This is a genomic window from Escherichia sp. E10V10 (genome assembly GCF_004211985.1).
GTDB lineage: Bacteria > Pseudomonadota > Gammaproteobacteria > Enterobacterales > Enterobacteriaceae > Escherichia.
In genome coordinates, this window is the sequence record NZ_RHJO01000002.1 from 160908 (window position 1) to 173371 (window position 12464).

Consider the following 12464-nt stretch of genomic DNA (forward strand, 5'->3'; position numbering starts at 1 on the left):
CGATTGCCTGATGCGATGCGGGCCGCGTCTTATCAGGGCTACAATTTGAAACTTATTTAAATCCTTTCTGCTGCTTAATCAGCTCATACGCCTGCTGAATTTCCTGTGCTTTCTGCTTCGCCATCTCCATCATCTCAGGCGGTAAACCTTTCGCCACCAGCTTATCCGGATGGTGTTCACTCATCAGCTTACGGTAGGCACGTTTGATGGTGGTCGCATCATCCGTCGGCTTCACGCCCAGCACATTACAGGCATCTTCCAGCGTCGGGCCACGCTGCGCTTGCTGCCAGTTACCACCGCCAGATTGCTGCTGATAACCGCCGCCAAACTGTGCACCGCCCTGCATCATGCGCAGAAACTGATCAAACTGGGCGCGGGAGATCCCTAATTCTTCAGCAATGACATACAGCACCGCTCGCTCATTCGGATGCAGCGAACCATCAGCAAATGCCGCCTGAATCTGGATCTCCAGAAACATGCGAATTAAATCAAAACGCCCGAAGCAGACACTGCGAAACTGACGCATCTTTTCACGCAGTGGGTAATTGTCTGATTTTCCCACCCGGAATGCATTTTGCGCCGCAGTACGGGAAGCGCCATGAAGATTCATTCTGTCCATCAGTTGGCTGGCGATATGAATATCAGCTTCCGTGACGCGACCTTTGGATTTGGTTAAATGCCCCATCACTTCAAAAGTGGTGGCAAAAAACAGCGCCTGACGCTCACGCTGGTTGGCGAACCACGCCATTTTACGGCTACGGGCTTTATCAAACATATGGCCAATTAACAGGCCCAATACTACGCCCCAAAAGCCGCCGCCCATTATTAAGGCCACGGCCACGCCAATGATTTTTCCCCAATACTGCATATATTCCCCAAATCGACACACGGATATCAGGGCTATCTCCCACAATATAAAGGTGCTTTTACCGTTTTCCGGCTACGGTCAATTGTGGGACATCGCCTATAATTTGCATTATCATACCTGTCATTCAATGCCGTGCCTAACACCACAGACGCTATTCGGACAGGATTAACACTAGCGTAGAGATGACGAGTACGTTAGTCTCTGACCGTTTGTCACGCGCAACGTTACCGATGATGGAACAATAAAATCAACGTATGAAAAAACGTATCCCCACTCTCCTGGCCACCATGATTGCCACCGCCCTTTATAGTCAACAGGGACTGGCAGCCGACCTCGCCTCACAGTGCATGTTGGGCGTGCCAAGCTATGACCGTCCTCTGGTACAGGGCGATACCAATGACCTACCCGTGACGATTAATGCTGACCATGCAAAGGGGAACTACCCCGATGACGCCGTGTTTAGCGGCAGCGTGGATATCATGCAGGGTAACAGCCGTCTGCAGGCCGATGAAGTACAGCTTCATCAAAAAGAGGCGCCAGGACAACCGGAGCCGATACGTACCGTCGATGCGCTCGGTAATGTCCATTACGACGATAACCAGGTGATCCTCAAAGGGCCAAAAGGCTGGACGAATCTGAACACCAAAGACACCAACGTCTGGGAAGGTGATTATCAGATGGTGGGGCGTCAGGGGCGCGGTAAAGCAGACCTGATGAAACAGCGTGGCGAAAACCGCTACACCATTCTGGATAACGGTTCTTTTACCTCCTGTCTGCCAGGTTCTGATACCTGGAGCGTGGTGGGTAGCGAAATTATTCATGACCGCGAAGAACAAGTCGCGGAGATCTGGAACGCCCGTTTTAAAGTGGGTCCGGTTCCGATCTTTTACAGCCCCTATTTACAGTTGCCGGTGGGTGACAAACGTCGTTCTGGTTTCTTGATCCCGAACGCCAAGTACACCACCACCAACTACTTTGAGTTCTACCTGCCGTATTACTGGAACATCGCGCCAAATATGGATGCCACCATCACGCCGCATTATATGCATCGTCGTGGCAACATTATGTGGGAAAACGAATTCCGTTATCTCACCCAGGCCGGCGCAGGCTTGATGGAACTGGACTATCTGCCTTCAGATAAAGTCTATGAAGATGAACATCCAGAAGATAGTAATTCACGCCGTTGGTTGTTCTACTGGCAACACTCCGGAGTGATGGACCAGGTTTGGCGCTTTAACATCGACTACACCAAAGTCAGCGACCCGACCTATTTCAATGATTTTGATAATAAATATGGTTCCAGTACCGATGGTTATGCCACGCAAAAATTCAGCGTGGGCTATGCGGTGCAGAACTTTGACGCCACGCTTTCGCATAAACAATTCCAGGTTTTTGATGATACCAGTGGCAACAGCTATGCCGCTGAACCGCAGTTAGACGTCAACTACTACCATAACGATCTCGGCCCGTTTGATACCCGATTTTATGGTCAGGCAGTGCATTTTGTTAATACAAACAGCAATATGCCGGAGGCTACTCGCGTTCATCTGGAGCCGACGATCAACCTGCCGTTATCCAACACCTGGGGCAGTATCAATACCGAAGCGAAGTTGCTGGCTACCCATTATCAGCAGACCAATCTCGACTGGTATAACAGCAACCCGCAAAACAATAAGTTGGCAGATTCTGTTAACCGCGTAATGCCGCAATTTAAAGTTGACGGCAAAATGGTCTTCGAACGTGATATGGAAATGCTGGCGCCGGGTTACACCCAGACGCTGGAGCCGCGCGCACAATACCTGTATGTGCCGTATCGCGATCAGAGCGACATCTATAACTATGACTCCGCACTGTTGCAATCCGACTACTCGGGCCTGTTCCGGGACCGGACTTATGGCGGTCTTGACCGTGTTGCTTCCGCAAACCAGGTCACAACCGGTATCACAACTCGCGTATATGATGATGCAGCCGTTGAACGTTTTAATATTTCCGTTGGTCAAATCTACTATTTCACGGAGTCTCGCACCGGCGATGACAACATAACATGGGAGAATGACGACAAAACGGGCTCACTGGTATGGGCTGGCGATACCTACTGGCGCATCTCCGAGCGCTGGGGATTGCGGGGCGGCATTCAGTACGATACTCGTCTTGATAACGTAGCCACCAGTAACACCAGCATTGAATACCGTCGGGATGAAGACCGTCTGGTACAGCTGAACTATCGCTACGCCAGCCCGGAATATATACAGGCGACACTGCCTAATTATTATTCCACATATGAACAGTTTAAAAACGGCATTTCGCAGGTGGGTGCAGTCGCTAGCTGGCCAATCGCCGATCGTTGGTCGATTGTCGGGGCGTACTACTACGACACCAACGCGAACAAGCAAGCCGACTCAATGTTAGGTGTGCAATACAGCTCCTGCTGCTATGCGATTCGCGTCGGTTATGAGCGTAAGCTGAACGGTTGGGATAACGATAAACAACATGCGATATATGACAACGCAATCGGCTTTAACATCGAACTTCGTGGCCTGAGTTCCAACTACGGTCTGGGTACGCAAGAGATGCTGCGTTCGAACATTCTGCCGTATCAAAACTCTTTGTGATTTGTTGATTTACCACGTAATCCGCAGTGCGGTTAATTGAAATGGAAAAAGTATGAAGAACTGGAAAACGCTGCTTCTCGGTATCGCCATGATTGCGAATACCAGTTTCGCTGCCCCCCAGGTAGTCGATAAAGTCGCAGCCGTCGTCAATAACGGCGTCGTGCTGGAAAGCGACGTTGATGGATTAATGCAGTCGGTAAAAATGAACGCTGCCCAGGCAAGGCAGCAACTTCCTGATGATGCTACGCTGCGCCACCAAATCATGGAACGTTTGATCATGGATCAAATCCTCCTGCAGATGGGGCAGAAAATGGGGGTTAAAATCTCCGATGAGCAGCTTGATCAGGCGATTGCCAACATTGCCAAACAGAACAACATGACGCTGGATCAGATGCGCAGCCGTCTGGCTTACGATGGTCTGAACTACAACACCTATCGTAATCAGATCCGCAAAGAGATGATTATCTCGGAAGTGCGCAACAACGAAGTGCGTCGTCGCATCACTATCCTGCCACAGGAAGTTGAAGCTCTGGCGCAGCAAGTCGGTAATCAAAATGATGCCAGCACTGAACTGAACTTAAGCCACATCCTGATCCCGCTGCCGGAAAACCCGTCTTCTGAACAGGTGAATGAGGCGGAAACTCAGGCGCGTGCCATTGTCGATCAGGCGCGTAACGGCGCTGATTTCGGTAAGCTGGCAATTGCTCATTCTGCCGACCAGCAGGCGCTGAACGGCGGCCAGATGGGCTGGGGTCGCATTCAGGAGCTGCCGGGGATCTTCGCCCAGGCATTAAGCACCGCGAAGAAAGGCGACATTGTTGGCCCAATTCGTTCCGGCGTTGGCTTCCACATTCTGAAAGTTAACGACCTGCGCGGCGAAAGCAAAAATATCTCGGTGACCGAAGTTCATGCTCGCCATATTCTGCTGAAACCGTCGCCTATCATGACTGACGAACAGGCCCGCGTGAAACTGGAACAAATTGCTGCGGATATCAAGAGCGGTAAAACCACATTTGCTGCCGCAGCGAAAGAGTTCTCTCAGGATCCTGGCTCTGCAAATCAGGGCGGCGATCTCGGTTGGGCTACGCCAGATATTTTCGATCCGGCCTTCCGTGACGCACTGACCCGCCTGAACAAAGGCCAGATGAGTGCACCGGTTCACTCTTCATTCGGCTGGCATTTAATCGAACTGCTGGACACCCGTAACGTCGATAAAACCGATGCAGCGCAAAAAGATCGTGCATACCGCATGCTGATGAACCGTAAGTTCTCGGAAGAAGCAGCAAGCTGGATGCAGGAACAACGCGCCAGCGCTTATGTGAAAATTTTGAGCAACTAATGGTTAAACCCCAACGTGTTGTGATCACTCCCGGCGAACCCGCCGGGATTGGCCCGGACTTAGTTGTCCAGCTTGCACAACGAGAGTGGCCGGTAGAACTGGTTGTTTGTGCTGATGCCACTCTCCTTACCGACCGGGCAGCGATGCTCGGTTTACCGCTTAACCTCCGCCCTTATTCCCCCGACTCCCCTGCGCAACCGCAATCTGCGGGAACGCTGACGCTACTTCCCATTGCACTACGTTTACCTGCCACTGCGGGACAATTAGCAGTTGAGAATGGGCATTATGTGGTGGAGACGCTGGCACGCGCGTGCGACGGTTGCCTTAACGGCGAATTTGCTGCACTGATTACAGGTCCGGTGCATAAAGGCGTTATCAACGACGCAGGCATTCCGTTTACCGGTCATACCGAGTTTTTTGAAGAACGCTCGCAGGCGAAAAAAGTGGTGATGATGCTGGCAACCGAAGAACTTCGCGTGGCGCTGGCAACAACGCATTTACCGCTGCGCGATATTGCTGACGCCATCACCCCTGCGCTTCTGCACGAAGTGATTGCTATTTTGCATCACGATTTGCGAACCAAATTTGGTATTGCCGAACCGCGGATTCTGGTCTGTGGCCTGAATCCGCACGCGGGCGAAGGCGGTCATATGGGCACGGAAGAGATAGACACCATCATTCCCGTTCTCGACGAACTGCGGGCGCAGGGGATGAAACTCAACGGGCCGTTGCCTGCCGATACCCTGTTTCAGCCGAAATATCTCGACAACGCCGACGCCGTGCTGGCGATGTACCACGATCAGGGTCTTCCCGTGCTAAAATACCAGGGCTTCGGGCGCGGTGTGAACATTACGCTGGGCCTGCCCTTTATTCGCACATCAGTGGACCACGGCACCGCGCTTGAACTGGCGGGACGTGGCAAAGCCGATGTCGGCAGTTTTATTACGGCGCTTAATCTCGCCATCAAAATGATTGTTAATACCCAATGAATAATCGAGTCCACCAGGGCCATTTAGCCCGTAAACGCTTCGGGCAAAACTTTCTCAACGATCAGTTCGTGATCGACAGTATTGTTTCTGCCATTAACCCGCAAAAGGGCCAGGCAATGGTCGAAATCGGCCCCGGTCTGGCAGCTTTAACCGAACCGGTTGGCGAACGACTGGACCAGCTGACAGTCATCGAACTTGACCGTGATCTGGCAGCGCGCCTGCAAACGCATCCGTTCTTAGGCCCGAAACTGACGATTTATCAGCAGGATGCGATGACCTTCAACTTCGGTGAACTGGCAGAGAAAATGGGCCAGCCGCTGCGTGTTTTCGGCAACCTGCCGTATAACATCTCCACACCGTTGATGTTCCATCTGTTTAGCTATACTGATGCCATTGCCGACATGCACTTTATGTTGCAAAAAGAGGTGGTGAATCGTCTGGTTGCAGGACCGAACAGCAAGGCGTATGGTCGATTAAGCGTCATGGCGCAATACTATTGCAACGTGATCCCGGTGCTGGAAGTGCCGCCATCAGCCTTTACACCACCACCCAAAGTGGATTCCGCCGTCGTGCGCCTGGTTCCTCATGCAACGATGCCTCACCCGGTTAAAGATGTTCGCGTGCTGAGTCGTATCACCACTGAAGCCTTTAACCAGCGTCGTAAAACCATTCGTAACAGCCTCGGCAACCTGTTTAGCGTCGAGGTGTTAACGGGAATGGGGATCGACCCGGCGATGCGAGCGGAAAATATCTCTGTCGCGCAATATTGCCAGATGGCGAACTATCTGGCGGAGAACGCGCCTTTGCAGGAGAGTTAACGATGATCAATTCGCCCCGAGTGTGTATTCAGGTTCAAAGCGTCTACATTGAGGCACAATCTTCACCTGATAACGAACGTTACGTTTTTTCTTATACCGTAACCATACGCAACCTGGGGCGAGCGCCAGTGCAGTTGTTGGGGCGTTACTGGCTGATCACTAACGGCAATGGCCGTGAAACAGAAGTCCAGGGCGAAGGTGTGGTGGGCGTCCAACCGCATATCGCGCCTGGCGAAGAGTACCAGTATACCAGCGGCGCGATTATCGAAACGCCGCTGGGCACCATGCAGGGTCACTACGAAATGATTGATGAGAACGGCGTTCCCTTTATCATCGACATTCCCGTATTCCGACTCGCCGTTCCAATATTCATTCATTAAAAAATTATGGCGACATACCTTATTGGCGATGTTCATGGCTGTTACGATGAACTGATCGCATTGCTGCATAAAGTGGAATTTATCCCTGGGAAAGATACCCTCTGGCTGACGGGCGATCTGGTTGCGCGCGGTCCTGGTTCGCTTGATGTTCTGCGCTATGTGAAATCCTTAGGCGACAGCGTACGTCTGGTGCTGGGCAATCACGATCTGCATCTGCTGGCAGTATTTTCAGGCATAAGCCGCAACAAACCAAAAGATCGTCTCACGCCGCTACTGGAAGCACCTGATGCCGATGAACTGCTTAACTGGCTACGTCGTCAGCCTTTGTTGCAAATCGATGAAGAGAAAAAGCTGGTGATGGCCCACGCGGGGATCACGCCGCAGTGGGACTTACCGACCGCGAAAGAGTGCGCACGTGACGTAGAAGCGGTACTGTCAAGCGACTCTTACCCTTTCTTCCTCGATGCCATGTACGGCGATATGCCGAACAACTGGTCACCAGATTTGCGTGGTCTGGCGCGATTACGTTTTATCACCAACGCCTTTACCCGTATGCGCTTTTGCTTTCCAAACGGTCAACTGGATATGTACAGCAAAGAATCGCCGGAAGAAGCCCCTGCCCCGCTGAAACCGTGGTTTGCGATTCCTGGTCCCGTCGCTGAAGAGTACAGCATCGCTTTTGGTCACTGGGCATCGCTGGAAGGCAAAGGTACGCCAGAAGGTATTTACGCGCTGGATACCGGCTGCTGCTGGGGTGGTACATTAACCTGCCTGCGCTGGGAAGATAAACAGTATTTTGTCCAGCCGTCGAACAGACATAAGGATATGGGTGAAGCGGCGGCGTCTTAAACACAGCCTGATACAGGAAGGCCGGATAAGACGCGACCGGCGTCACATCCGGCACTAGCCGTAAATTCTATACAAACTTACCGCCGCTCCAGAATCTCAAAGCAATAGCTGTGAGAGTTCTGCGCATCAGCGTCGTGGAATTCGCTGAATACCGATTCCCAGTCATCCGGCTCGTAATCCGGGAAATGGGTGTCGCCTTCCACTTCTGCGTCGATATGCGTCAGATACAGTTTTTGCGCTTTCGGCAGGAACTGCTCATAAACGCGACCGCCGCCAATCACCATAATTTCTGGTACGTCACCACACGCCGCAATGGCTTCATCAACCGATTTCACCCACGTTACGCGATCGTCCGTACCCGGCTGGCTGCTGATGACAATATTCTTGCGTCCAGGTAGCGGGCGGCCAATGGATTCCCAGGTATGGCGGCCCATAATCACAGGTTTATTTAAGGTGTTGCGTTTAAACCAGGCGAGATCGGCAGGCAGATTCCACGGCATGGCGTTTTCCATGCCGATAACGCGATCTACCGCTAGCGCCGCAATCAAACTGATCATTGAAATTTCCCGATAAAAAAAATTGTCGTCACTATACGTAAAGCGTAAACCTTCGTCGACTGGCGAGAGGATGATGTTGAGGAAAATTTTTATTTTGCTGGCGAGTCCATAATCTGTTCGTGGACTCGCCGCAATACAATGAAATAAAAACAAATAGTTAGCTGTAAAGCGTGATTTACGTCACTCTATATTAGGATAAGGGTTTCGTTTCCGGTTCATCCGCCATATTACCGGTATGTTTCCCCTCTTCAGTACCCTGCCAGCCATGCCGTTGGGTGAGTGACAGATGTTCCCGGTCCTCGGTGATGATCTCGCTTAACATCGCGCTGGTGCGTTTATAGACCGCCGCGCGGGCTTTGGTATCGTTTTCGCCCATTGCCATCTCTTCCACCATTTCAATATTAAAGCGGCGGAACACATCGGCGCGTTCTCGCGCTTCATACGGCCCCAGCCCTAAACTTTCCAGCGCCAGACGCCCGATTTTCAGCGCTCCTTCGAAGGTTTCACGTTCCGGCTTTTCAACACCTGCCTGGCGCAAACGAATGTAGTGGTCGACATCGCGGGCGCGGGCAATAATATGCAAATGCGGGAAATGTTCTTTCACCATCTCCGTCAGTTGCAGGTTGGTTTGCGGATCGTCGATGGCGTTAATCAGCACTTCCGCTTTCGCCGCACCCGCAGATTCCAGTAAATCCATCCGCGTGGCATCGCCATAAAACACTTTCATGCCGAATTTACGCAGCGTTTCGATATGGTCCGGGTCGTGATCGAGCACCACCATTTTCACCCCGCTGGAGAGCAATAAACGTCCGGTGATCTGCCCAAAACGACCGAATCCGGCAATGATTACCCGCGGCTGTTCTTCGTCGATCTCATCGGCTTCACGCGCCTCTTCAGTAGAAGATTGCTCAAGGCGATTGAGGATCACCAGCAGGATCGGCGTTGCCGCCATCGACAGCGCCACCGCCAGGGTCAGCGATTTCGCCCACTCCGGCTCCAGCACATTCGCCATTTGCGCTGCACCAAATACCACAAAGGCAAACTCACTGCCCTGCCCTAACAGCACCGCAAACCAGCGACGCTGTTTATTTGGCACCTGCAACGGTCGGGCAATCAGCCACAGCATGGCAATTTTGATGATGAGGAAACCAAGCAGCAAAATGACAATACGCAATGGGTTTTCAATCAGCGTGCCAAAGTCTATCGACATGCCAACACCGATAAAAAACAGCCCCAGCAACAAACCTTTAAACGGTTCGATATCGCTTTCCAGCGCATGACGATATTCCGAGCTTGCCAGCAGTACGCCCGCCAGAAACGCGCCCATCGCCATCGACAAGCCAACCTCTTCCAGCAGCAAACCAAAGCCAAACACGAGGAATAAAGCTACGGCGCTGAACACTTCCCGCAAGCCAGAGCGGGCAACAAAACGCAGCGCCGGACGCGTGACATAGCGCCCCAGCAGTACCACCAGCACCAGCGCGCCCGCCACTTTTAACGCCGACAGGGCAAATGCGCCCATCGTCGTTGAGGCACTGCTCGCCGCCAGTAGCGGGATCATCGCCACCAGCGGGATTGCCGCGATATCCTGGAACAGCAGCACCGCAAAGGCACTGCGGCCCATCTGCGTCATCATCAGATTGCGCTCATTCATCGCCTGCATGGCAATTGCCGTAGAGGAGAGCGCCAGCGTCATGCCGATCAGTTCCGCGACCTGCCAGCGCAGTCCAAGTAACATGCAGAACAGCCCCAGCAGGCCGCCACAAATCACCATCTGTAATGCGCCACCACCGAACACTGCCGCACGCAGCTTCCACAGCCTTTGTGGATCGAGTTCGAGGCCGATAATAAACAACATCAGCACCACGCCGATTTCAGCAAAGTGCAGAATAGATTCGGCATCGGTCACCAGTCGCAGCCCCCACGGGCCAATAATACAACCCGCGATCAGGTAGCCAAGTACCGATCCCAGACCAAGACGTACCGCAATGGGGACAATCAGCGCCGCCGAACCGAGATAAATCAGCGCCTGAATCAGCGTATGGCTATCCATGATGTGCCTCCTGCCATTCCAGCAGACGTTGCTTATAGTGGCGCGCCTGCCCTTCGAGGGTTTCGTCGTCACAAATAAAGGTGCAGTGCATGGCAAACGGTGGCAGCCAGTTCAGCCCGCAGTAGATTGCCGTCGCCTGTAGCGGCTGCGCCAGCACATCAAAGCCCGGATGCGCACCAATCTCAAAATGGCTTTCCCCGCCGCCGGTCGTTACCGCCCACAGCAAATGTTTACCATGCAGCGCCGTGCCGCCATGACCGTAAGCCCAGCCGTGGGAGAAGACTTTATCGATCCAAAGTTTAAGGAGCGGTGGAATGCTGTACCACTGCATCGGGTGCTGCCAGACGATCAGATCGGCGCGAGACAGCGCCTCCTGCTCGGCGGCGATATCGATATTGAAGTCAGGATAGAGTTGATAAAGAGAGCGAATTTCGACGCCTTCCAGCGTCCTTGCCTGTTCAAGCATCCGTTTATTCGCATGGGAATGATGCGGATACGGATGCGCATAAATTATGAGGATCATAGTTATTAGCCCGCGTGTTTACGCCTTTGTTTTCCCACAAAGTGTAGTCATATATTCACGCGGCTTATAGTCAATAATATTGATTCAGAAAAGAGAGAAATCTGAACAAATTACCCCATTCTCTGCCCGCGGATCGTCATATTACTGGTCTGCGCCAGTGACATCCCACGTGTTTCCGGGGCAAACGCTACGGAAATCAACAAGCCAAATAGCGAGATCCCCGCCCCCATCAGCATGGTGCTACTGATGCCGTAATTATTGATAAAGATTGGCAGCGCCCAGGTCGAAACAATGGTGCCAATACGGCTTAATGACATAATCACGCCCACGGCTGAAGCCCGAATATCCGTCGGGAAGAGTTCATTAGGATAGAGCCACTGCAAATTACCCGGCCCACCGGAGAAAAAGGCATACACCGCAAAAGCCATTACTACCAGCCAGATCCCCATATCCGGGATCAGCCCCAAAACCGCCAGCGCCAGCGTCATCATGGCAAAGCTGCCAATCAACAATGGACGCCGTCCGGCAGTGTTTAACCACAGCATCGGCGGAATACAGCCGAGCATAAAGAACAGGCTAATCACCACATTCCCCAGCGCCGCGTTTTTGCCAACACCAAATCCCAACAAACCAACGATTTGCGGGCCAAAGGTGTAAATGGCGAACATTGGGATCACCTGGCAGGTCCAGATGGCGGCAACAAACAGAACAAAAGGAAAATGGCGGCGATTAAACAGATCGCGAAAACGGGTTTGCTGCGGCTGCTCTTCCTCGAAAGCCACCGGTTCGCCAAACAGTTTGATCATCATCTCTTCGCACTCTTTTACTCGCCCTTTGCGTAACAACCAGCGGGGAGATTCAGGCAGTTCGAATCGACCAATCAAAATCAACAAACAGGGGATCGCCGCGCTACCCAGCATCCAACGCCAGCCGCCTTCCACATCATAAAGCCAGTAGCCAACCAGATCGGCGCAGGTCGCGCCGACATACCACATCGCGGCGATAAAGCTGATGGAAAACGCCCGCTGACGGGTACTGGAGAACTCGGTGATCATTGAGGTGGCGATGGGATAATCTGCACCGATGACAATGCCGATAAGTACCCGCATCACCAGCAGTTCGACGGGGGATGAGACAAACATCGTCGCCACCGATATCACGCCGATGGCGATGATATCAATGAGGAACATTTTGCGCCGTCCGACTTTATCGGTGATATAGCCAAACAGCGATGTGCCAACGAACAGCCCGGCGAGCGTTCCCGCGCCCAGCAAGCCAATCCAGTCAGCGTCCAGTTTCAGCGCCGGAGTCAGTTGCTCCAGTGCCACGCCAATCATTACCAGTACATAACCATCCAGAAACGGACCACCGCTTCCCCACAGCAAAATGCGGCGGTGAATAGAGGAAAATTTAAGATCGTCAAAGTTTCTGGACGGTTGCATGGGTTATTCCTGTTTTTTTGCAATGAGAGTCAGT

The 12464-nt window shown here is 52.5% G+C and carries 11 protein-coding genes; 6 read left to right on the forward strand and 5 right to left on the reverse strand.

All coding sequences use genetic code 11. The features are described from left to right. Window positions 1–52 precede the first annotated feature (52 nt). Complete coding sequence (gene djlA, locus D9736_RS05220; RefSeq protein WP_001200560.1) at window positions 53–868, reverse strand: co-chaperone DjlA; 816 nt, start codon at window positions 866–868, stop codon at window positions 53–55. Window positions 869–1122: 254 nt separating this feature from the next. Here djlA and lptD point away from each other — a divergent pair, with 254 nt between their 5' ends. From lptD to apaH, 6 genes are read left to right on the forward strand one after another with little or no spacing between them, the layout of a single operon-like run. Further along, the gene (gene lptD, locus D9736_RS05225; RefSeq protein WP_130257859.1) at window positions 1123–3480 is read left to right on the forward strand and encodes an LPS assembly protein LptD; all 2358 of its coding nucleotides are present in this window, start codon (window positions 1123–1125) and stop codon (window positions 3478–3480) included. Between the two features lie 52 nt (window positions 3481–3532). Next, window positions 3533–4819, forward strand: coding sequence for a peptidylprolyl isomerase SurA (gene surA / locus D9736_RS05230; RefSeq protein WP_000800488.1), 1287 nt, complete (start codon window positions 3533–3535; stop codon window positions 4817–4819). Beyond that, window positions 4819–5808: a 4-hydroxythreonine-4-phosphate dehydrogenase PdxA gene (pdxA, locus tag D9736_RS05235; protein ID WP_130257860.1), complete on the forward strand. Its 990-nt coding sequence runs from the start codon at window positions 4819–4821 to the stop codon at window positions 5806–5808. The genes surA and pdxA overlap by 1 nt, the downstream gene beginning before the upstream one ends. Further along, window positions 5805–6626 (forward strand): 16S rRNA (adenine(1518)-N(6)/adenine(1519)-N(6))-dimethyltransferase RsmA, encoded by an 822-nt coding sequence (gene rsmA / locus D9736_RS05240; RefSeq protein WP_001065381.1) that lies wholly within the window; start codon window positions 5805–5807, stop codon window positions 6624–6626. Before pdxA ends, rsmA begins: the two co-directional genes overlap by 4 nt. Before the next feature lie 2 nt (window positions 6627–6628). Next, window positions 6629–7006 (forward strand): Co2+/Mg2+ efflux protein ApaG, encoded by a 378-nt coding sequence (apaG, locus tag D9736_RS05245; RefSeq protein ID WP_130204873.1) that lies wholly within the window; start codon window positions 6629–6631, stop codon window positions 7004–7006. Between the two features lie 6 nt (window positions 7007–7012). Continuing rightward, entirely contained in the window at window positions 7013–7855 is an 843-nt protein-coding gene (gene apaH, locus D9736_RS05250; protein ID WP_130257861.1) for a bis(5'-nucleosyl)-tetraphosphatase (symmetrical) ApaH, read from the forward strand. Window positions 7856–7932: 77 nt separating this feature from the next. Here the strand turns inward: apaH and folA are convergent, their stop codons facing one another. From folA to D9736_RS05270, 4 genes are all read right to left on the reverse strand, one after another. After that, window positions 7933–8412, reverse strand: a complete 480-nt coding sequence (folA, locus tag D9736_RS05255) for a type 3 dihydrofolate reductase (protein WP_130204869.1) — start codon at window positions 8410–8412, stop codon at window positions 7933–7935. 190 nt (window positions 8413–8602) lie between these two features. Continuing rightward, window positions 8603–10465 carry a glutathione-regulated potassium-efflux system protein KefC gene (kefC, locus tag D9736_RS05260; protein ID WP_130257862.1) on the reverse strand — a complete coding sequence of 621 codons (1863 nt, stop codon included), beginning with the start codon at window positions 10463–10465 and terminating at the stop codon, window positions 8603–8605. Further along, the gene (gene kefF / locus D9736_RS05265) at window positions 10458–10988 is read right to left on the reverse strand and encodes a glutathione-regulated potassium-efflux system oxidoreductase KefF (protein ID WP_130217464.1); all 531 of its coding nucleotides are present in this window, start codon (window positions 10986–10988) and stop codon (window positions 10458–10460) included. The genes kefC and kefF overlap by 8 nt, the downstream gene beginning before the upstream one ends. 110 nt (window positions 10989–11098) lie before the next feature. Continuing rightward, the gene (locus tag D9736_RS05270) at window positions 11099–12430 is read right to left on the reverse strand and encodes an MFS transporter (RefSeq protein WP_130257863.1); all 1332 of its coding nucleotides are present in this window, start codon (window positions 12428–12430) and stop codon (window positions 11099–11101) included. Window positions 12431–12464 lie beyond the last annotated feature (34 nt).